The organism is Micromonospora sp. AP08 (assembly GCF_008085935.1).
In the GTDB taxonomy this organism is placed as follows: domain Bacteria; phylum Actinomycetota; class Actinomycetes; order Mycobacteriales; family Micromonosporaceae; genus Micromonospora; species Micromonospora chersina.
Window position 1 is genome coordinate 12,285 of sequence record NZ_VSEZ01000023.1, and the last position, 20,230, is coordinate 32,514.

The 20,230-nt window shown below is 71.3% G+C and carries 17 protein-coding genes and 1 tRNA gene; 11 read left to right on the plus strand and 7 right to left on the minus strand.

The annotated features are described in order from the left end of the window. Window positions 1-8 precede the first annotated feature (8 nt). Window positions 9-1,160 (plus strand): ArsA-related P-loop ATPase, encoded by a 1,152-nt coding sequence (locus tag FXF50_RS26790; protein ID WP_187399836.1) that lies wholly within the window; start codon window positions 9-11, stop codon window positions 1,158-1,160. A 22-nt stretch (window positions 1,161-1,182) separates the two neighbouring features. On the opposite strand, the gene FXF50_RS26795 is transcribed toward FXF50_RS26790, so the two are convergent. Further along, window positions 1,183-1,503 carry a WhiB family transcriptional regulator gene (locus FXF50_RS26795; RefSeq protein WP_091266889.1) on the minus strand — a complete coding sequence of 107 codons (321 nt, stop codon included), beginning with the start codon at window positions 1,501-1,503 and terminating at the stop codon, window positions 1,183-1,185. 402 nt (window positions 1,504-1,905) lie between these two features. Here FXF50_RS26795 and FXF50_RS26800 point away from each other — a divergent pair, with 402 nt between their 5' ends. After that, window positions 1,906-4,344, plus strand: a complete 2,439-nt coding sequence (locus FXF50_RS26800) for a transglycosylase domain-containing protein (RefSeq protein ID WP_148431712.1) — start codon at window positions 1,906-1,908, stop codon at window positions 4,342-4,344. A gap of 66 nt (window positions 4,345-4,410) precedes the next feature. Here FXF50_RS26800 and FXF50_RS26805 read toward each other — a convergent pair whose 3' ends face one another. Next, entirely contained in the window at window positions 4,411-4,866 is a 456-nt protein-coding gene (locus FXF50_RS26805) for a GatB/YqeY domain-containing protein (protein WP_148431713.1), read from the minus strand. 25 nt (window positions 4,867-4,891) lie between these two features. Here FXF50_RS26805 and FXF50_RS26810 point away from each other — a divergent pair, with 25 nt between their 5' ends. The 4 genes from FXF50_RS26810 (at window position 4,892) to FXF50_RS26825 (ending at window position 8,326) form a co-directional block, all read left to right on the plus strand. Continuing rightward, the gene (locus FXF50_RS26810) at window positions 4,892-5,785 is read left to right on the plus strand and encodes a metallophosphoesterase (RefSeq protein ID WP_148431714.1); all 894 of its coding nucleotides are present in this window, start codon (window positions 4,892-4,894) and stop codon (window positions 5,783-5,785) included. Between the two features lie 72 nt (window positions 5,786-5,857). Beyond that, a tRNA-Pro gene (locus tag FXF50_RS26815) sits at window positions 5,858-5,934 on the plus strand. 201 nt (window positions 5,935-6,135) lie between these two features. Further along, complete coding sequence (locus tag FXF50_RS26820) at window positions 6,136-7,002, plus strand: hypothetical protein (RefSeq protein WP_148431715.1); 867 nt, start codon at window positions 6,136-6,138, stop codon at window positions 7,000-7,002. Between the two features lie 214 nt (window positions 7,003-7,216). Further along, entirely contained in the window at window positions 7,217-8,326 is a 1,110-nt protein-coding gene (locus FXF50_RS26825) for a calcium:proton antiporter (RefSeq protein ID WP_148431716.1), read from the plus strand. A gap of 16 nt (window positions 8,327-8,342) precedes the next feature. Here the strand turns inward: FXF50_RS26825 and FXF50_RS26830 are convergent, their stop codons facing one another. After that, window positions 8,343-8,816 carry a hypothetical protein gene (locus FXF50_RS26830; RefSeq protein ID WP_187399837.1) on the minus strand — a complete coding sequence of 158 codons (474 nt, stop codon included), beginning with the start codon at window positions 8,814-8,816 and terminating at the stop codon, window positions 8,343-8,345. A gap of 190 nt (window positions 8,817-9,006) precedes the next feature. Here FXF50_RS26830 and FXF50_RS26835 point away from each other — a divergent pair, with 190 nt between their 5' ends. From FXF50_RS26835 to FXF50_RS26845, 3 genes are all read left to right on the plus strand, one after another. Next, complete coding sequence (locus FXF50_RS26835; protein WP_222866108.1) at window positions 9,007-9,711, plus strand: hypothetical protein; 705 nt, start codon at window positions 9,007-9,009, stop codon at window positions 9,709-9,711. A gap of 64 nt (window positions 9,712-9,775) precedes the next feature. After that, window positions 9,776-12,214, plus strand: coding sequence for a hypothetical protein (locus FXF50_RS29475; protein WP_222866109.1), 2,439 nt, complete (start codon window positions 9,776-9,778; stop codon window positions 12,212-12,214). An 87-nt stretch (window positions 12,215-12,301) separates the two neighbouring features. Next, window positions 12,302-13,585 (plus strand): MFS transporter, encoded by a 1,284-nt coding sequence (locus tag FXF50_RS26845; RefSeq protein ID WP_148431718.1) that lies wholly within the window; start codon window positions 12,302-12,304, stop codon window positions 13,583-13,585. A 91-nt stretch (window positions 13,586-13,676) separates the two neighbouring features. Here the strand turns inward: FXF50_RS26845 and FXF50_RS26850 are convergent, their stop codons facing one another. Together FXF50_RS26850 and FXF50_RS26855 are read right to left on the minus strand one after the other, a co-directional pair. Continuing rightward, the gene (locus FXF50_RS26850; RefSeq protein WP_222866110.1) at window positions 13,677-15,119 is read right to left on the minus strand and encodes a PKD domain-containing protein; all 1,443 of its coding nucleotides are present in this window, start codon (window positions 15,117-15,119) and stop codon (window positions 13,677-13,679) included. Between the two features lie 221 nt (window positions 15,120-15,340). Continuing rightward, a complete protein-coding gene (locus tag FXF50_RS26855) occupies window positions 15,341-17,083 on the minus strand; it encodes a bifunctional UDP-sugar hydrolase/5'-nucleotidase (RefSeq protein WP_148431720.1) in 1,743 nt (580 codons plus the stop codon). A gap of 285 nt (window positions 17,084-17,368) precedes the next feature. Here FXF50_RS26855 and FXF50_RS26860 point away from each other — a divergent pair, with 285 nt between their 5' ends. Then, window positions 17,369-18,181, plus strand: a complete 813-nt coding sequence (locus FXF50_RS26860) for an alpha/beta fold hydrolase (protein ID WP_148431721.1) — start codon at window positions 17,369-17,371, stop codon at window positions 18,179-18,181. 191 nt (window positions 18,182-18,372) lie between these two features. Here the strand turns inward: FXF50_RS26860 and FXF50_RS26865 are convergent, their stop codons facing one another. Continuing rightward, entirely contained in the window at window positions 18,373-18,669 is a 297-nt protein-coding gene (locus FXF50_RS26865) for a hypothetical protein (RefSeq protein WP_148431722.1), read from the minus strand. On the opposite strand from FXF50_RS26865, the gene FXF50_RS26870 reads away from it, so the two are divergent. Next, window positions 18,668-19,246, plus strand: coding sequence for a hypothetical protein (locus tag FXF50_RS26870; RefSeq protein ID WP_148431723.1), 579 nt, complete (start codon window positions 18,668-18,670; stop codon window positions 19,244-19,246). The two genes, FXF50_RS26865 and FXF50_RS26870, sit on opposite strands and share 2 nt — an antisense overlap. Window positions 19,247-19,384: 138 nt before the next feature. Here the strand turns inward: FXF50_RS26870 and FXF50_RS26875 are convergent, their stop codons facing one another. Further along, window positions 19,385-20,164, minus strand: a complete 780-nt coding sequence (locus FXF50_RS26875) for a phosphodiesterase (RefSeq protein ID WP_148431724.1) — start codon at window positions 20,162-20,164, stop codon at window positions 19,385-19,387. Between the last annotated feature and the right edge of the window lie 66 nt (window positions 20,165-20,230).

Genomic DNA, 20,230 nt, shown 5'->3' on the forward strand with positions numbered 1-20,230 from the left:
ACGCTCGATTGGTGCCTTCCGAAGACGCGGCGCCACCGCTGGACCTCGACCAGATCCTCGCCGATCCCGGCGTGCGGATCGTGGTCTGCTGCGGGGCGGGCGGAGTGGGCAAGACGACCACCGCGGCGGCGCTGGCGCTGCGGGCGGCCGAGCGGCACGGCCGGCGCACGGTGGTGCTCACCATCGACCCGGCCCGCCGGCTGGCCCAGTCGCTCGGCCTGACCGAGCTGGACAACACCCCGCGTCAGGTCAAGGGGATCGACGTCGAGGACAGCGGCGGCCAGTTGCACGCCATGATGCTCGACATGAAGCGCACCTTCGACGACGTGGTGCTCCAGCACACCGATCCGGCGAAGGCCGCGGAGATCTTCTCGAACCCCTTCTACCAGGCCATGAGCTCGACCTTCGCCGGCACGCAGGAGTACATGGCGATGGAGAAGCTCGGCCAGTTGCACGCCCGGGGCGAGTGGGACCTCATCGTGGTGGACACCCCCCCGTCCCGTTCGGCGCTGGACTTCCTGGACGCGCCGGCCCGGCTCTCCCGCTTCCTCGACGGCCGGATGCTGCGGCTCCTGCTCGCCCCCGCCCGCAGCGGCGGGCGGAGCATGTTCAGCTTCGTGACGGCCAGCTTCGGGATGTTCTCGAAGGTGGTGCAGAAGGTGCTCGGCGCGCAGCTGCTCACCGACCTGTCCGGCTTCGTCGCCGCCCTGGACTCGATGTTCGGCGGTTTCCGGCAGCGGGCCGAGCAGACGTACCGCATCCTCCAGGCCCGGGAGACGGCGTTCCTGCTGGTCGCGGCGCCGGAGCCGGACGCGGTCCGGGAGGCGGCCTACTTCGCCGGCCGGCTGCGCTCCGAGCGGATGCCGCTGGCCGGCCTGGTGCTCAACCGGGTGCACCGGCCGGCCGTGCCGGACCTGTCCGCGGCGGACAGCCTGGCCGCCGCGGAGCGGCTGGCCGGCGCGGGCGGGCACGAGAGCACCGCCGAGGTGCTGCGGGCGCACGCCGCGCTGGCCGAGCAGGCGGCACGCGAGCAGCGGGTGGCGGCCCGGTTCACCGAGGCGTTCCCGGAGGTGCCGGCGGTGTCGGTGACGGCGCAGCCCGCCGACGTGCACGACGTCGACGGGCTGCGGACGATCGGCGAGGCGATCAGCCGGCGGTGAGCACCGCCGGCCGGCGCGCCGGTCAGTTGGCCGTGGTCACGAGGACCTTGTCCCGACCGGCCTTCTCCTTGGCGTTCTTCTTCATGGCCGCCTCGAACATCTTGCGCCAGCTGGTCACCTGCGGGTGACGGCGCAGCAGCGCCCGGCGCTCGCGTTCGGTCATGCCACCCCACACGCCGAACTCGATCCGGTTGTCGAGCGCGTCGGCCAGGCACTCGTACCGAACTGGGCAGCTCCGGCAGATCCTTTTCGCCACGTTCTGTTCGGCGCCCTGTACGAACAACGCGTCCGGGTCCCCGTTCTGACACGCCGCCAGTGACGGCCAGTCAGTGATCATGCCCATCTGTACACGTCCCCCCTTGCAGTACCTACCGACTTCGCGCGACCAGCCGTCGAATTCCCCCCGGTCGTCCGGGCCGGCCTCCCCAGGGCGGCACGGACGACGTGTGGCTGCTGTCGCCGCCACCATCATGCTGTGTAGTCGCCTGATTACGCAACGTTGTCGGCGAAATCCATCATTCCGGACACTCCCGGCTTCCCGGGCTTTCGCCCGCCGTCTACCCGGCCCGAGTACGGGAAAACGCTGCGGCACTCCCCCGTTCGGAGGAGACTTCTGCCAGGTTTTACGCAACCACGCACCGGGGTTCGTGCGTTTAGCACAACGAGGTCGGCGCGCGCAGGAAATGGGGAAAGTTCCCCGCGCGCCCCTCGTTCCCTACTCGCGTACCCTGTCGAGGTGACCTGGATGCGGAAACGTGACCACAACGTGCTGACCAACGCCGCATCGCTACTCATCTGTGGCCTGTTGGCCGGCGTGGTGGTCGCGGCGGCGGCCTTCCCCGCGGTGGCGATGTCCGGACTTGCCGCCAAGGCGGGAGCCGAGACCTTCGGCGCGCTGCCCAAGGAACTGACGGTGGCCCGGGCCCCGCAGATCACCTACCTGCTGGCCTCCGACGGCAAGACCCCGCTGGCCACGATGTACGACGAGAACCGGCGCGACGTGGAACTCAAGGACATCTCGCCGATCATGCAGAAGGCCATCATCGCGGCCGAGGACCACGACTTCTACAAGCACAACGGCGTGGACCTCAACGGCGTGGCCCGGGCGTTCGTCAACAACCAGGCCGGCGCCCAGCGGCAGGGCGCGTCGACGCTCACCATGCAGTACGTCCGGCTGGCCATCTCCTACTCGGCCACCCACCCGGCCGACGTGGTCGCCGCGACCGAGGACACCAGCGCCCGCAAGCTCCGCGAGATGCGCTACGCGCTCCAGATCGACAAGGAACTCTCCAAGGACGAGATCCTGCGGCGCTACCTGAACATCGCCGCCTTCGGCAACGGCGCGTACGGCATCTACGCCGCCAGCCAGGTCTACTTCAACAAGCCGCCGAGCAAGCTCGACATCCAGGAGTCGGCCCTGCTGGCCGGCATGGTGAAGGCGCCCACCGCGTTCGACCCCACCACCCCGATCGGCTACCCCCAGGCGGTCGACCGGCGCGACTACGTCATCAACAACATGGTGCAGATCGGCGCCATCACCCAGGAGCAGGCCGACCAGGCCAAGAAGATCAAGCTCAAGGTGGCGAAGAAGCGCACCCCGAACGGCTGCGTCGCCACCAACACCCGCTCCTGGGGCTTCTTCTGCGACTACTTCTACCGCTGGTGGCTCCAGCAGGAGACCTTCGGCTCCACCTCCTACGACCGGGAGCGGCGGCTGAAGAGCGGCGGCTACACCATCACCACCACCCTCGACGTGCAGGCGCAGAGGGGCGCCGACAAGGCCGTCCGCAACCAACTGAGCGAGGACGCGACGGCCGCCCGGATGGTGGCCGCCATCGAACCGGGCAGCGGGCGGGTCCGCGCCATCGCGGTCAACCGGAACTTCAAGCTCGACGACCCCAACCACCCGCAGAACAAGATCTCCAGCGACCCGAAGAAGGCCAAGAAGAACATCCGGGGCAACCGGCCGAACACGGTGAACCCCCTGATCAGCGGCGGCGCCGGCATCACCGGCTACCAGGCCGGCTCGACCTTCAAGATCTTCACGCTGGTGGCGGCTCTGGAGAAGGGCTACCCGCTCAGCTACACCATCAACGCGCAGCCGCAGTTCAAGTCGGAGTACATCATCGACACCGGCAATCCGGCCGCCTGCCCGGGTACGCACTTCTACTGCCCGCAGAACGCCGCGAAGTCGATGGCCGGCGTGCACAACATGTGGAGCGCCTTCGGCGCTTCGGTCAACACCTTCTTCGTGGAGCTCCAGCAGCGGGTCGGCGCGGAGAACGTGGTGAAGGCCGCGCAGAAGCTCGGCATCACCTTCCGGGCCTCGAATGATGCCAGCTACGCCGCCAACAAGGACGCCGCACACCAGTGGGGCGCGTTCACGCTGGGCGTCTCGCAGACGACCCCGCTGGAACTGGCCAACGCGTACGCCACCCTGGCCGCGGACGGCAAGTGGTGCGAGCCGATCCCGGTGCAGGAGATCCGCGGCCCGGACGGCGACAAGCTGGACATCGCCAACCCGCACTGCGAGCAGCGGATCAGCACCGAGGTGGCCCGGGCCGCCGTGGATGCGGCTCGCTGCCCGTTGGGTGACCACTCGTCGACCTCGAAGTGCAAGAACGGCACCGCGGGCAACGTCCGCGGGATCGTCAACGCGCCGGTGGCCGGCAAGTCCGGCACCACCGACGGGGACAAGACCTCCGCGCTGGTCGCCATGACCAAGCAGTACGCGGTGGCCGGCATCGAGGCCGACCCGGACTGGCCGCAGACCACCCAGAAGATGAAGCACAACGAGGTGCCGTGGGGCATCAACCCGGCGGTCTACCAGACGCTGCGCGACGCCATGATCGGCAAGGAGCGGATCAACTTCACCCCGCCGAGCGGGAAGATCATCGAGGGTGACCAGCGCGCGATTCCAGGGGTGAAGTGCGAGTCCATCGAGACCGCCAAGTCGCGGCTGCGCGGCGCCGGCTTCGAGCCGGTTGTGGCCAGCCAGAAGGTCCCGTCAGAGTGCGAGGCCGGCATGGCGGCGGGCACCAGCCCGGACGGGCGCACCATCAAGGGCGGCGTGGTGACCATCGAGGTCAGCGCCGGCGGCGGCCAGCCGAAGCCCGGCACCGGCACGGGCCCCGTGGTTCCGCCGCCGGCCGGTCCCACCAAACCGGGCCGGCCACGCGGCTGACCCGAACAGACGACAGCGGGCGGGCACCCCTGGTGGGTGCCCGCCCGCTTCGTCGTACCCGGGCGGTCAGAGACCGAGCTGCCGGCGTACCTCCGCGGCGACCCGGCCGCCCTCGGCCCGACCCGCCACCGCAGCCTGGGCCGCCTTCATGGCCGGGCCCATCTGAGCCTTGCCGGTGAAGCCGCCCGCGGCCAGCGCCCCCGAGACCAGCTCGGCCAGCTCGTCGTCGGAGAGCTGCTTCGGCAGGTAGCGCTCCAGCACCTCACCCTCGGCGGTCTCCTTGCCGGCCTGCTCGGTGCGACCCGCGTCGGCGAAGGCGGTGGCCGCCTCGCGCCGCTTCTTCGCCTCCTTGGTCAGCACGGCGAGCACCTCGTCGTCGCTGAGCTCGCGCTTCTCCTTCCCGGCGACCTCGGCGGTGCCGACGGCCGCGAGGGCCATCCGCAGGGTGGAGGTGGTCAGCTCGTCGCGCGCCTTGAGAGCGGCGCGCATGTCGGCGGTGAGACGGTCCTTCAGCGTGCTCATGGACGGTCAAACTACCCTGAACGCCATGCGAAAGCGCACACTATTCCGGCTCGCGGCCGGGACCGTCGCCGCTGGGGCGGCCACCCTGGCCTACGCGTCGCTCATCGAGCGCAACATGTTCACCCTGCGCCGGTACGACGTGCCGGTGCTCCCGACCGACGCCGAGCCGCTGCGCGTGCTGCACCTGTCGGACCTGCACATGATGCCCGACCAGCGGCGCAAGCAGGACTGGGTGGCCTCGCTGGCCGCCCTCGACCCCGACCTGGTGGTGGTGACCGGGGACAACATGGCCCACCCGGACGCCGTGCCGGGCGTGCTGCGCGCCCTGCAACCGCTGCTCGACCTGCCCGGCGCCTTCGTCTTCGGCTCCAACGACTACACCGGGCCGGTCCTGAAGAACCCGTTCACCTACTTCCTGCCCGACCGGGAGTACACCGAGGGCGTGCCGCTGCCGTACGAGGAGCTGCGCGACGTCTTCACGGGCGCCGGCTGGGTGGACCTCAACAACGCGCGGACCACCCTCAAGGCCGGCGGCCGGGAGATCGAGCTGGTCGGCGTGGACGACCCGCACATCGAGCGGGACGACTACCCGGCCGTGGCCGGGCCGGTCAACCCGGGCGTGGCGCTCTCCATCGCGCTGGCCCACTCCCCGGAGCCCGCCGTGCTGGACCGGATGGCCGCCGACGGCTTCGGGCTGCTGCTCGCCGGCCACACCCACGGTGGGCAGGTCTGCGTGCCCGGCTACGGCGCGCTGGTCACCAACTGCGGGCTGCCTCGGTCGATGGCGCGCGGACTGCACCGCTGGCCCGGCTCGGATTCCTGGCTGCACGTCTCGGCCGGTCTGGGCACCCACCCCACCGCGCCGGTGCGCTTCGCCTGCCCCCCGGAGGCGAGCGTCCTCACCCTGATCCCCCGCTGACCTCGCCGGTCGGCGCGGGGGGTACCGAGTTTGACCATCGGGTCGGGTGGGCTACTATTTGTCGGCACGCCTCGGGGTGTGGCGCAGCTTGGTAGCGCGCTTCGTTCGGGACGAAGAGGTCGTCGGTTCGAATCCGGCCACCCCGACCAGAGGTAACAGCAGGTCAAGGCCCCTCCTCGGAGGGGCCTTGATTCGTTCCGGGAGATCAACGCTCTCGCGGGCACGCGAAAGACCTCACACGAGCCCTTGACACCGGGTCTCGCTGGAGAGTCTGATCTAGTGCTGGTTTGGACCATGTTCGGACGGCTGGACCGTGCGCAGCGCCGGTTGGCTCGGTGGGGAGACAGACCATGAAGGTGCTCTGGCGGCGGCGTGCCCTGGCCGCTGCCCTGTCGCTCACGGCGGCCGTCGGCGGCCTGCTCGTGGCCGGCACGGCCCAGGCGCAGACGGTTTCCACCGGGTCCCTGAGTTTCAGGGGGGACAGTGGTGACTACATCAGCCAAGGTAAGTCGTACTCGTACTCCACCGGCAAGGGCGACGGGTTGACCGTCTCCAGCTCGACCGGCAGCACGGTCAGCATCTCGGTGAACGCCTACAACGGCGACTGGTGGACCCTCACCTTCGACGCACCCGGCACGCAGGTTCTCGTCCCGCGCACCTATACCGCCGCGCACCGGCACCCGTTCAACGGGACCGGCCCAGGCCTGGACCTGAGCGGCGAAGGCCGGGGATGCAACGAGCTGACCGGTTCCTTCACCATCAGCAAAGCCGTCTTCGGCCCCCAGGGCTATGTGCAGGCGTTCGACGCCACGTTCGAACAGCACTGTGAGGGAGGGACTCCGGCGGCGCGTGGTGAGGTCCACATCTCGAACCGGCCACCCCCGTCCGGGGCGGCGCCCAAGCCCGCCACCACCAGGCCGCGGGCCGCGACCACCAGCCCGAACGCCGGAACCAAGCCCAAGGCCACGCCGACCGGCAGGCACAGTGCCACGCCGACCAGCAGACCCAGCGCCACGCCGACCAGCGCGCCGAGCGCCACCGCCGCCGGAATCGGCAACACCTCCACCGACGACACCGACGCCAACACCGCGGCGGTGGTGAGGAACACCTTCTTCTCGCCGCTTCTGCTGGTCGGGGTGCTCCTCATCGTCCTGGCCGGCCTCGTCGCCATGGTGGGCCTCGCCGTCGTCCTCGGCATGTACGTCCGCCGCCAGTGACTCGCGAGCGCGCCCTCGGCATCAGGCGGTGGCGGGCAGACGGCCCGCGGCGGCACGATGTTGATTCTCGACGCGCCGGGTGGGGTGAAGTGCGCGGTCGGTGAGGTGAGCTGACCTGTGGAGATGCGGAGGCCCGGGCCGTTGCGGTCAGGGCTCCGCGGCACCTCCGGCCGGCCACGGGCGATCGGTCCGATCGCCTGGCAAGGTTGATGGCATGGCCGCCAAGATCCGATCCCGCCTGACCGACTGGACCACCGTCCTACCCGTGATCGCGGTCCTCGTGCTCGCGGCCACCTGGGGCCGGCACCTGCCCGGTCCGCTGATCCTGGTGGTGGCCGCCCTGCTCGCGGGGGCCGTGCTGGCGGCCGTGCACCACGCCGAGGTGGTGGCGCACAAGGTGGGCGAGCCGCTCGGCTCGCTGGTGCTCGCGGTGGCGGTCACCGTGATCGAGGTCGGTCTGATCGTCACGCTGATGATCAGCGGCGGCGACAAGACGCAGGCGCTGGCCCGGGACACGGTCTTCGCCGCCGTGATGATCACCTGCAACGGGATACTCGGCCTGTCCCTGCTGCTCGGCGCGCTGCGCCGCCGGGTGGCGGTGTTCAACCCGGAGGGTACGGGTGGGGCGCTGGCGACCGTGGCCACGCTCGCCACCCTCAGCATGGTGGTCCCGACCTTCACCAGCCGGCCCGGCCCGCAGTTCTCCCCCGCACAGCTCGCCTTCGCGGCGGTCGCCTCGCTCGCCCTGTACGGCCTGTTCGTGATGGTGCAGACCGGTCGGCACCGCGACTACTTCCTGCCGGTGACGCAGGAGGGCAGCATCATTCCCGAGGACGCCGACGGCGACGGGCACGCCGACCCGCCGTCCACGCGTACCGCCCTGGCCAGTCTGGCGCTGCTGGTCGTGGCGCTGGTCGCGGTGGTCGGCGACGCGAAGACCGTCTCCCCGGCGATCGAGGCGGGCGTCGAGGCGGCGAACCTGCCGCAGGCGTTCGTCGGCGTGGTCATCGCCCTGCTGGTGCTGCTGCCGGAGACCCTCGCCGCCGCCCGGGCGGCCCGCCGGGACCGGGTGCAGATCAGCCTCAACCTGGCGCTCGGTTCGGCCATGGCCAGCATCGGCCTGACCATCCCGGCCATTGCGCTGGCCTCGATCTGGCTGGAGGGCCCGTTGCTGCTGGGCCTCGGTGGCACCCAGATGACGCTGCTCGCGCTGACCGCGGTGACCGGCGTGCTGACCGTGGTGCCGGGTCGCGCCACCGTGCTCCAGGGCGGGGTGCACCTGGTGCTGCTCGCCGCGTTCGTCTTCCTGGCCGCCAGCCCGTGACCGTCCCCGCCGGTGGTCAGTCGTGCAGTTCGGTGCGGGCGACCTCGGCGAACGCCGCCGACAGGTAGTCGGCCAGGGGCCGTCCGGTGGCCGCCAGCAGGTCGGCGACGAGCAGCGGGGCGTGCCGGGCGATCGCGGCCGGATCGGGCGGCGCGTCGTCGTCGCCCGGGTCGTAGACGCCGAGCGCGCCCGCCAGCAGCACCAGCAGCACGTGCGGGTCGACGTCGGGCCGCCAGGCCGCATTCGACCGGACGCAGCGCTCCAGCACCTGGCGGACGTCGTCGCCGTCCAGCCCGTCCGGGTGGCCCTCCTCCAGCAGCAACCGGACCACGCCGCCGAGCACCAGCCCGGCCCGGTCGGCGGAGGTGAGCCGTTCCACCGCCGGCCCGTAGGTCTCATCGTCCTGCTCGGCGGCGGCGGTCACGGCCTCCGTGGCGGCCTCGGCGATCTCCCGGGCCGATGCGGGGAGGTGGCGCCAGGTCGTGGTCACCGGGCCAGCATGGCAGACCGCACCGACAGGTCGCCGGGCCGGCCGGAGTGTTTTGAGCTCAAATATCCGGGGCAACGAGATCCGCATCGTTGATCGAGCGGCACGCGGCGCCCGACAGGCCGGAAGCGCTCGGTCGTACGTCATGACAGGACCGTGGCACGCGACGCGCGTACCGGAAATGGAGCTGGCCGTGAGCACACCGGAACTCACTCCGTTGTCCCTGGACGAGTTGGCCGCAGAGGCGGCGACCGCACTGCCCACGAAGGAGGTGATCTCTCTCCTCGACCTCAACGTGGACCTCGACCTCGGGCTGGATCTCGCGGCGCCGATCGACCTCGCGGTGGCCGCCAACGCCAACGTCGCCGCCCCGATCGACGCCGCTGTGGGCGCCAACATCCTCTCCACGGGCTCGACCGCGGCCGCCCTGTCCGACCAGGGCGTGCTCATCGACCAGGCCATCTCCGGTCACGCGATCGCCACCGCTCCCCAGGACAGCGCGATAGACCAGTCCAACGACGTGATCGACGGCGGCACGACCGACCCGGGCACCACGGACCCGGGCACCACCGACCCCGGCACCACCGACCCCGGCACCGGTGGCACGACCGACGGAGACGTCACCGTCCCGACCGACCCGGCGTCGATGCTCGACGGCGACCTGCTGAACGTCGACGTCAACGTGGCCCTCGACGCCGACCTCGCCGCGCCGGTCGCCGGCGCGGTCGCCGCCAACGCCAACGTCGCGGCGCCGATCGACGCCGCCGTCTCCGCGAACGTCGCGTCGGTGGACTCCAGCGCCACCGCCATCTCCCAGCAGGACGCGATCATCACCCAGCACCTCGACGACGTGACGGCGCGGGCTACGGCCGACCAGCAGGCCGAGATCACCCAGTAGCGCGATGAGTGTCATCTCGCCGTCCCACCCGATCACCTCTTCGGGGCGGGGCACCGTCGACACGGTGCTCCGCCCTGCGGGGGGTCCCCGACCGGAGCCGGACACCGCCGAGGCCACCGGGTCCGGCCCGCGGGAGGTCGTGCCGGCCCACGCGCCGGGACTGGAACTGCTGGGCGAACTGCCGGGCTCCGGGTATCGCCAACCACCCGGGCTGGTACGGCGTGACGACGGCCAGACCTGCCAGCTCACCCGGCTGTTGTATCTCGTTCTCGAGGCGATGGACGGCCGGCGCGGCTACCCGGAGATCGCGGCGCTGGTCAGCCGGAGGATCGACCGTCTGGTCACCGCGGACAACATCCGCATGCTGACCGAGCAGAAGCTGCGCCCGCTCGGCCTCATCGCACGGTCCGACGGCTCCGCGCCGACGGCGCGAAAGGCCAATCCCCTGCTGGCGCTGCGGTTCCGTCTCGTGGTCTCCAACCCTCGGGTGACCCGACGGATCACCCGGCCGTTCGCGGCCCTGTTCCGCCCACCGGTCGTCGCCCTCGTCCTGGTCGCCTTCCTGCTGTCCACCGGATGGGTGCTGTTCGAGAAGGGGCTCGCCTCCGCGACCCACCAGGTGTTCGACAAGCCGGGGCTGCTGCTGCTGGTCTTCGCGATCACCATCGTCTCGGCCGGCTTCCACGAGTTCGGGCACGCCGCGGCCTGCCGGTACGGCGGCGCCACCCCCGGCACCATGGGCGTGGGCCTGTACCTGGTCTGGCCCGCCTTCTACACCAACGTCGACGACAGCTACCGCCTGGGACGGGCGGGCCGGATCCGCGTCGACCTCGGCGGCCTGTACTTCAACGCGATCGTCGCGGTGGCGATCTTCGCCACCTGGGCGGTCACCCGGTGGGACGCGCTGCTGCTCGTCATCGTGGCCCAGGTGCTGCAGATGCTCCGGCAACTGGCGCCGTTCGTCCGCTTCGACGGCTATCACATCCTGGCGGACCTGACGGGGGTGCCAGACCTCTACGCCCGCATCAAGCCGACGCTGCTCGGCCTGCTCCCGACCCGGTGGAACCGCCCGGAATCCAAGGTGCTGAAGCCGTGGGCCCGGTTGGTGGTGACCCTGTGGGTGCTGGTCGTGGTGCCCCTGCTCCTGATCACACTGGTGCTCATGGTGACGGCCCTGCCCCGGGTCATGGCGACCGCCTGGCAGGGCCTGCAGCGGCAGTCCATGCTCCTGGTCGCGAACTGGGTGGACGGGGACGTCCCCAGCATCGGCGTCCGGCTGCTGTCCGTGCTCGCCATCTGCCTGCCCCTGCTCGGCACGGCGTACCTCCTGGTCCGGCTGGTGCGGCGGACCGTCCGCTCGGTCTGGCGCGCCACGGCGGGCCGGCGGCTGCATCGCGTCGGCGCGGTGGTGGCCGGCGGCGCGCTGGTGGCGGCGCTGGTCTGGGCCTGGTGGCCGGACCCGGCGAAGTACCGGCCGGTGCAGGAGCACGAACGCGGCGCTGTCGCCGACGTGCTGCCCACGGGGCAGCGGCATTCCGCCGTGCCGGCGGTCAAGCCGACGCTCCGGGTCGGGGAGCGGCGCACGGTGACCACCGTCTGGTCCGGCGCCACCACGCCACCCAGCCCCGGCGAGCAGCGACTGGCGCTCGTCCTGGTGCCCCGGGAGCCCGCCTCGCCCGCGGCTGGCGGCCACCCGCGATCGACCTGGGTCTTCCCGTTCAACCCGCCGGAGGCACCGGGTCCGGGTGACAACCAGGCCCTGGCGGTCAACACCCGGGACGGCTCCACCGTCTACGACGTGGCGTTCGCCCTCGTGTGGGCCGACGGGGACGAGGGCGACGTCGACAACCGCAACGAGGCGTACGCCCTGGCGAGCTGCCGGGACTGCCGCACGGTGGCGGTCTCATTTCAGGTGGTGCTCGTCGTCGGGCCCGCCGACGTGATCGTGCCGGAGAACGTGTCGGCGGCCGTGAACTACTCCTGCCGGGACTGCCTGACGTACGCGGTGGCCTCGCAACTCGTGTTCACCCTGCCCGAGGGGCTGAGCGACGACACGAAGGACCGCATCACCGCGCTGTGGCGGGAGATCGAGCGGTTCGGCCAGCACATCCGGGGGCTCGGTCCGCAGGAGATCCAGGTCCGCCTGGAGGGGTTCAAGGCACAGATCGTGGAGATCATCGGGCAGGACCCGGCGGTCGCGGCGACGGCCGGCGGCACGCCCTCCCCGACCGCTACGACCCCGCTGCCGGCCGCCGGCATGACCCCGAGCCCCACCGACACGCCGTCCGTCACGCCGTCGGCGCCCGCCGGCTCCACCGCACCGGCGGCCGACACCCCGTCGTCCGCGGACTCCGCGTCCACCTCACCGGTGCCCACCCCGTCGGGTACGACTCCGTCGGCCACCCCGGCCGAGGGGTCACCGTCGGCCACCACGATCCAGGAGTCCCCGTCGGCCGCCACGGTCGAGGGGTCGGAGATGCCGACACCGACGCCGGTCGGCTGAGACCCACCTCACCCTGTGAGCAGCGGGGTGAGGTGGGCCACCCGAAAACCGTTCGCCGCCTGTCGTACCCGGCAACAGAATCCAGGCATGCTGCGCCGCGCCCTGCCCGCCCGTCCCGAAGCCCGTCGGATCCTGATCGGCACCCTGCTGTCGGCCGTCGGGCGCGGCCTCACCCTGCCCTTCCTCTTCATCTACCTCACCGACGTGCGCGGCCTGAGCGACGCCCGGGCCGGCCTGATGATCGGCTGGTTCGGCGCCGTGACGCTGGCCCTGTCGCCGCTGGGCGGCACGCTGATCGACCGGTTCGGCGCGCGTCGGGTGGTGCTGCCGTGCCTGGCCGTCGAGGCGATCGGCACCGGCTCGCTGGCGCTGGTCGACTCGACCGCGACGGCGTTCGGCGTCATGACGCTGATCGCCATCGGCAGCTCGGCGATCTGGGCCGGTCAGAACACCATCCTCGCCTCGCTCACCGGGGACGGTGAGCGGCAGCGGGTGTTCGGGTTGAACTTCGCCCTGCTCAACCTGGGCATCGGCATGGGCGGCCTGATCTCCGGCGCGGTGGTCGACGTGGCCCGGCCGGTCACCTTCCAGGCCATCTACGTGCTGGACGCGGTGAGCTACCTGATGCCGGGGCTGATCCTGCTCAGCCTCCCGCACGTGGGGCACCGGCTGGCCCAGGACCGGGCGGCGGACACCGGAACGGCACCCGGGGGCTACCTCACCGTGCTGCGGGACCGGCCGTTCCGCCGGCTGGTCATCTTCGGCCTGGTCCTCACCACCTGCGGCTACGCGCAGATCGAGGTGGGCTTCGCCGCGTACTCGGTGCGGGTCGTGGAGGTGTCGCCCCGGGTGGTGGCCTGGGCGCTCGCCGGCAACACCGTGATGATCGTGCTGTCCCAGCTGCTGGTGATCCGTCGCATGGAGGGGCGCAGCCGGACGGGCGCGCTCGCCGCGGTGGGCGCGGTCTTCGCGACCGCCTGGCTGGTCCTCGGCGCGGCCGGCGTGATCGGCACGGGCAACGCGCTGCTCGCGGCGCTCGGCGTGGTGGTTTGCTCGGCGATCTTCGGGTTCGGCGAGACGATGCTCTCGCCGGTGATGCCGGCGCTGACCAACGCGCTCGCCACCGACGAGCTGCGCGGCCGGTACAACGCCATGAGCTCGATGATCTTCGGGATCAGCGGGGTCATCGGGCCGGTCACCGCGGGCCCGCTGATCGGCGCGGCGCACGGCCGGCTCTGGGTGGCGGTCGTGGTGGGCGGCTGCCTGACCGCCTCGGTGCTGGCCCTGTCGCTGCGCCCGCTGCTCACCGCGGCCCAGGACGGCCGCGCCGCTCCCGCGCCGGCCCGGGCGCTGGAGCCCGTCGCCGGCTGACCGCGGTCGGCCTCGCGGCCGTGGGCCAGGTCGATCACCTGGGCCACGGCCGCGAGAGCCCGCCCGGGTCGCGGCGCTCGGGCGACCTCACTCAGCTGCTGACCTTGACCGGGGTCGATAGCAGCTCGTTGTCCGCCGGTAGGGCGTCCGGGTGCAGGCTGATGGTGGCCAGCGCCCTGAAGGTGACCTTCCCGGTGGTCAGGTCGTCGCCGGTCACGCTGTAGTTGAACGAGTAGCGGGTGGTCTGGCCGGTGGTCGACACCTTCACCAGTTGGGTGGACGAACCGATCTCGGTGTAGCCGGACGGGACGCTCTTGTAGAGGGTGACCCGCACGTTCTCCGGGTAGCGGGTGTTCTTGACGTAGACGTTGACGCCGATCGTCTGCCCCACCCGCGCGTTCGCCGGCACGTTCAGCCGATCGATCGAGACGTCGTGGGTGCGGATCTGCACGACGTGGGACACCGAGTCGGTCCGCCCGTCGAAGGTCCGCACGGTCAGGCTCACCGTGTAGTCGCCGTCGGCGGCGAACCGGTGGCTCGGGTTGTAGCCCGTCCCCGTGGTCCCGTCGCCGAAGTCCCAGGCGTGGGTGGCGATCCCGGCGCCCGCCGGGTCGACGGACGGGTAACCGTTGAAGTTGATCATGTCGTACGAGCTGGGCTCGTACGGGTAGTAGTTGTACTCGGCGATCGGGTCCGGGGAGACGTCGAGCTGGAACGTCATCTGACCGTTCCCGTTCGCCTCGACCTGGAAGTGGTACGTGGTGCCGGCCTGGGCGACGAAGGTCAGCGACGACGAGGTGTAGGTGCCGCGGCACCCCACCTGGGTCAGGTTGTCGAGCGAGGCGCCCGTGTAGGCGGCGATGCCGCTGTAGTAGGGGATGCTGGCCGTGATCGGGCCGGTGCCCGTGGCGGTGTACGAGTACCACACGGTGTTGACCGGGTTGAAGCAGGACGAGGGCTCGCCCGGCTCTGCGGTGGCGGCGGTGTAGTCCTGGGTGTTCGAGTAGGGCAGCGACCCGACGGTGAGCGCATCGGCGAAGTCGTCGTTCACCGACGCCTGGATCTCCTGCACCGAGAACACCAGGGAGCCACCGCCGCTCTCCCCGCTGCCGCAGCACCGGGCGAGCAGGAAGTAGTAGGTCGTGCCGGCGGTGGCGGCGAAGTTGATCTGGGACTGGGTTCCGTTGTAGTCGTCGTTGCAGTACACGAGGCTCAGCGAGCCCTGGCTGCCCGTCCACGCCGACAGCACGGTGTCGTAGTTGCTGCCGAAGGTGTCGGCCTGGATGCGCATGTTCGATGTCGGCGTGAAGGAGTACCACACCGAGCCGTTGGTGGAGCATTCGGCGGGGTCGCTCGGATCCCACGTGGCGTCGCTGGTGTCGAGAGTCGTGGTGAAGGGCAGGCCCTCCATCGCGACGGCGGCCGTGAAGTCGTCGTTCGTCGGTTGCGCGAAGGCCGCCGTCGGTCCGCCGACGACCAGGGCGACCACCCCGGTCAGCGCTACGACGAGCCGGGCGAGATGGCGTTTGACCACATTTCCTCCTTGGGCCCCGTCCCCCGTGACGGTTGTCATGGGGCAACTGTCACCGGGCAAGGCGGTCCGCGGAGCGATGGTGTTACATGCGTCCATGCAGGTCGCGCCGCTGGCTGCGTACTCCGACAAACAGCGGCATGCGGGCTTTCCAGGGTAGGAGGGGCGGACGAGGACGGGCCCCGGAGCAGCTGCTCCGGGGCCCGTCGTCGTGCGGTCGGCCGTCAGGCGGCGGGGACCTCCGCGGTGGTCTGGATCCGGTCCAGGGCCGGCGCGGAGACCGGCGACTTCTCGGTCAGGTACGCGGTGAAGGCGTCCAGGTCGATCATGCCGGTGACGGCGTTCGTGCCACCGGTGAGGACGCTGAAGCCGTCACCACCGCCGGCGAGGAAGTTGTTCACCGTCACCCGGTAGGTCGCGGTGTCGGTGACCGGGGCGCCGTTGATGGTGAGGCTGCCCCGGACCACGCGGGTGCCGCTGCACGGCGTGCCGGCCGGCGCCGTGGTGCCGTTCACGTCGACCACGTAGTGCACGGTCGAGGACGCGTAGAGCACGCGGCCGACCCTGAACTGCTGCTCCAGCATGCAGTAGAGCTGGGCGCCGGTCAGGTCCAGCGTCACCAGGTTGTTGGCGAACGGCTGGACGGTGAACGCCTCGGCGTAGGTGACCGGGCCGGCGTCGAGGTCGGCGCGGACGCCACCGGGGTTCATGAACGCGGCGACCACGTTCTGCTCGTTGTCGGTCGCGGCGAGCTGGGCGTCGGCGATCAGGTTGCCGAGCGGCGACTCACCGGTCTGGTACGTCGGCTTGCCGTTGGCGTCGACCCCGGTCTGGTACAGGTTCTCCTGCGTCTTGGTGATCGCGCTGGTGGTCTCGCCGACCACCTTGTCGGCCACCGGGCCAAGGGCGGTCTTGTAGCGGCTGATCAGCTCGGTGCTGGCCGGGTCCTTCGGGACGTCCCGGGTGACCACGACGTTGTTCGCGGAGGCGCTGACGATGTCCTTGGTCCGCCGGTCGATCTTCAGGTCGATGTCGGTGACCAGGCGGCCGAAGGAGCTGGCGCTGGTGACCAGCTTGCCGTTGATGTTGCAGTTGTACGCGGCGTGGGTGTGCCCGCTGACGATCACGTCGATGGACGGGTCCATCCGGTTGGCGATGTCGACGATCGGGCCGCTGAACCCAGTGCAGTCGTTGATGCCGCCGCCGTTCTGCACACCACCCTCGTGCAGCAGCACGACGATGGCCCGCACGCCCTCCTGCTCACGCAGGATGCGGGCGTACTTGTTGGCGGTCTCCGCCTCGTCGGCGAAGCTCAGGCCGGCGACGCCCTGCTGGCTGACGATCTGCGGCGTGCCCTCGAGGGTCATCCCGATGAAGCCGATCTTGACGCCGTCGATCTTCTTGATGCCGTAGGGCGGCAGCAGCGGGTTGCCGGTGGCGGTCTTGAAGGCGTTCGCCGAGAGGTACTGGAACTTGGCGCCCTCGAACGGGGTGCCGTCGGCGCAGCCGTCGACCGGGTGGCAGCCGCCGTTCTGCATACGCAGCAGCTCGGTGGCGCCCTCGTCGAACTCGTGGTTGCCGACGCTGGTGAACTCGAGCCCGGCGAGGTTCATCTCCTCGATGGTCGGCTCGTCGTGGAAGGCCGCGGAGAGCAGCGGGGAGGCGCCGATCAGGTCACCCGCGGCGACCGTGACGGTGTGCTCCCGCTCCTCGGCGGTGGTGCCCCGCAGCATGTTGAGCTGGGTGGCCAGGTACTCCGCGCCACCGGCGGTCTTCCCGTCGATGGTGCCGCTGGAGCCGGTCGGCGGCTCGAGGTTGCCGTGGAAGTCGTTGATCGCCAGCAGCTTGACGTCGACCGCCGTCGGGTCGGCCGCGGCCTGGTTGGGGTTGACGGCGACCGCGGTGAACGCGGTCGCGGCGAGTGCGGCCAGGCCGACGGCGGCCCGGCGCATCCCGGGGACGGACATGGAACTCCTCGTGAGACTCGGCGCGTGGCTGTCCGGGCGATGGTTCGCACCGGTGACCCTGGACGTGCCGTGACAGGGGTCGATCGCGGATGACGGCGGTCGGGGGGACGCCGCCTGCCGAAACAAGCTTGCCACCCGTCAAGCGATCGGTCGACCGGGGCAGTGCATCTCAACTGTGGATATCGACGGCAACCTGCGGCGGTACGCCTGACTAGTCCGATATGACCGGCGGGTGAATACCTTCACGTCGCCCCGCTGTCGGAGGTATGGGCTAGGAATGTAGCCATGGAGTCGAGCGGGACCAACTGGACGGTGGACTCGGTGCGGTCCGCCGACGGCACCACGATCGCCTACGAGACGGCCGGCGACGGGCCGCCGATCCTGCTGGTCGGCGGGGCCTTCAACGACCGGAGCACCACCCGCCCGCTGGCCGTCGCGCTCACCGCCGACTTCACCGTCTACGGCTACGACCGCCGGGGCCGCGGCGAGAGCGGCGACACCGGCCCGTACGCGGTGCAGCGCGAGATCGAGGACGTGGCCGCCCTGGTCGACCGGGCGGGCCCCGGCGCCCACCTCTACGGCCTCTCCTCCGGCGCGATCCTCGCGGCGTACGCGGTGGCCGAGGGGGTGCCGGTCAGCGGGCTGGCGCTCTTCGAGCCGCCGTTCCAGGCCGGCCCGCACGGCGGCGCGAAGCCGGGGCTGGCCGAGCGGTTGAGCGAGTTGGTCACGGCCGGCCGGCGCGACGACGCCGTCGCCCTCTTCCTGACCGACGCGGTCGGCGTGCCCCCCGAGGCGGTCGGCGGGATGCGCGGCGCCCCGGAATGGGCCTGGATGGTGGGGCTGGCACACACCCTGGCCTACGACACGACGGTCACCGGCTACGCCGGCCTGCCCGCCGACCGGCTCAAGTCGATCGCCGTTCCCACCGTGGTGCTGGACAGCACCGGCAGCCCGCCATGGCTGCGGGACGCGGCCGTGGCGACCGCCGGGGCGATCCCCGGGGCCACCCACCTCAGCCTGGCGGGCGGGTTCCACGAGGTGCCGCCGGACGTGCTGGCCCCCGCGCTGCGCGACACCCTGCTCGGCCTCGGCCGCTGATCGCGACCTCTCCGCCGCACTCGCGGCACGCCCACGGCGCCGACTCCCAGGGACCAGGGAGCCGGCGCCGTGCGCCGGGCGGACCAGCCGGCGGTGTGCCCGCCCCCGCTGTCCACGGGCCGAAGTCGGAGCCGCACCTGGTGCGGAGGCACGGTCTCCGGCGACCCGCCCTGGCGAGGACACCGTCCATGTCATGCCGAGACGCTTGCCTGCACAACCTTCCCCGCCGGAAATAGATCGCCGGACGAGCCGATCGTGACCGATCGGCGGATCACCGTCGGCGGCCGGCCCGAAAAGGCCGACTGTCCGATCTCGACCAACGCGCGCGCCGCACGGCGCTGCGCGCCGGGCGGGTAGATCAACGGGGCCGCGAGCTGCGGCGCGCTGTCCGAAACCGATCGAAAGTGAAGAATTTTATTGGAATCGTCGGGTGGATCAGGGGTACCGGATGGACGGCACGTAGAGAGCCAGAGGAAGGAAGAGTTCATGCATGCAGCACGTCTCCGGACCGCCTCGGTCGCCCTGGCCGCGAGCGTAGGACTGGTCCTCGCCACGACGGGTGTGGCGCAGGCCGCCCCGGCCAGCCAGCAGGCCCCCGCTGCCGCACCGGCCGCCGCACCCTCGGCCTCCGCGGTGAGCACGCCCGTCACCGGCAGCTTCACCGACGCGCTGGGCGGAGCCGGCAGCTTCGCCGGCACCTTCACGCCCACCCGGTTCGTCAACCAGAACGGCCAGCTCGCCGCCGTCGGCACGCTGGCCGGCACCCTCACCAACTCCGTCGGCACCTCGCTCGGCACGATCAGCCAGCAGATCACCGTGCCGGTCCAGGCCAGTGCCACCTGCGACATCCTCAATCTCGACCTGGGCCCGCTGGACCTCAACCTGCTCGGCCTCCAGGTGCACCTGGACGAGGTCGTGCTCGACATCACCGCGCAGCAGGGCCCGGGCAACCTGCTCGGCAACCTGCTCTGCGCCGTCGCCGGCCTGCTCGACAACACCGGCGGTGCCGGCGGCGCCCTGAACGGGCTGATCGCCCTGCTCAACCGCATCCTCGGGGCGCTCTGATCCACCCCGACCTCACGGAGCTGAGGGCGGAGGCCATCGGGACCGCTCCCGGTGGCCTCCGCCGCGTCCCGGCCCGGCCACCGCCTGTCCGGCCAGGCGCCGGACCAGCGACCGCGACGCACCAGAGGAGACGCTCGGTCAGAACCAGCAGGTCCGCCCGGCGGCGTGGCTGACCTGGACGGTGTGGGTCACGCAGCCGCCGCCCGACACCAGGTGCAGCAGGAACGCGGTCGGCTCGGCAACCCACCCGATCTCCTCCTCGTCCGTCATGGCGAGGCTGACCTGCATCCAGGTGCTCGGCGCGGTGGTCAGCACCGTGCCGGCGAAGGCGCTGGTCACCGGCCGGTGCAGGTGGCCGGCGGCAACGCGTACCACATGGGGGTGGCGCCCGATCACCTCGGCGAGGGCGTCCGCGTCGGTGAGCCCCATGGCGTCCATGGCCGGGACGCCGACGGCGACCGGCGGATGGTGCAGGCACACGACGGCGGGCACCTCGGTGCGGCCGGCGAGCACACCGTCCAGCCAGCCGAGCTGATCGTCCCCGAGCCGCCCGGCGTCGTCCCCGGGGGCGTGCGAGTCGAGCACCACGAGCGTCCCGTCCGGCTGGTCCACGTGGTAGTGGGCCGAGAAACCGCCACCCAGGTACGGGGTGCCGCCGAAGGTGTCGAGCAGGGACTCCCGGTCGTCGTGGTTGCCGGCGGCGAGGTGGACCGGCAGCGGGAAGCGCGCGATGATCTCGCGCAGCGCGAGGTACTCGTCCGGACGGCCGTTGCTCACCAGGTCACCGGTGATCACCACGCAGTCGGGCCGGGGACGCAGGGCGAGCACCCGGCCGAGCGCCCGGTGCAGCCCGGACGCCTGCTCGGCGGCGAGCGGGCCGGTGGTCACATGCGGGTCGCTGAGCTGGGCGATGAGCATCGGCGCCTCCTGACGAGCCCGGGACCTCCACGCTATCGCCGCCCGCCCGGCCACGGGTCCCGGCCG

Excerpts from the sequence above, each read along its gene's own strand:
- FXF50_RS26800 (WP_148431712.1), top strand. The coding sequence starts at position 1,906 with ATGCGGAAACGTGACCACAACGTGCTGACCAACGCCGCATCGCTACTC.
- FXF50_RS26825 (WP_148431716.1), top strand. The coding sequence starts at position 7,217 with ATGGCCGCCAAGATCCGATCCCGCCTGACCGACTGGACCACCGTCCTA.
- FXF50_RS26845 (WP_148431718.1), top strand. The coding sequence starts at position 12,302 with ATGCTGCGCCGCGCCCTGCCCGCCCGTCCCGAAGCCCGTCGGATCCTG.
- FXF50_RS26855 (WP_148431720.1), bottom strand. The coding sequence starts at position 17,083 with ATGTCCGTCCCCGGGATGCGCCGGGCCGCCGTCGGCCTGGCCGCACTC.
- FXF50_RS26810 (WP_148431714.1), top strand. The coding sequence starts at position 4,892 with ATGCGAAAGCGCACACTATTCCGGCTCGCGGCCGGGACCGTCGCCGCT.
- FXF50_RS26860 (WP_148431721.1), top strand. The coding sequence starts at position 17,369 with ATGGAGTCGAGCGGGACCAACTGGACGGTGGACTCGGTGCGGTCCGCC.
- FXF50_RS26870 (WP_148431723.1), top strand. The coding sequence starts at position 18,668 with ATGCATGCAGCACGTCTCCGGACCGCCTCGGTCGCCCTGGCCGCGAGC.
- FXF50_RS26820 (WP_148431715.1), top strand. The coding sequence starts at position 6,136 with ATGAAGGTGCTCTGGCGGCGGCGTGCCCTGGCCGCTGCCCTGTCGCTC.
- FXF50_RS26795 (WP_091266889.1), bottom strand. The coding sequence starts at position 1,503 with ATGGGCATGATCACTGACTGGCCGTCACTGGCGGCGTGTCAGAACGGG.
- FXF50_RS26805 (WP_148431713.1), bottom strand. The coding sequence starts at position 4,866 with ATGAGCACGCTGAAGGACCGTCTCACCGCCGACATGCGCGCCGCTCTC.
- FXF50_RS26865 (WP_148431722.1), bottom strand. The coding sequence starts at position 18,669 with ATGAACTCTTCCTTCCTCTGGCTCTCTACGTGCCGTCCATCCGGTACC.
- FXF50_RS26875 (WP_148431724.1), bottom strand. The coding sequence starts at position 20,164 with ATGCTCATCGCCCAGCTCAGCGACCCGCATGTGACCACCGGCCCGCTC.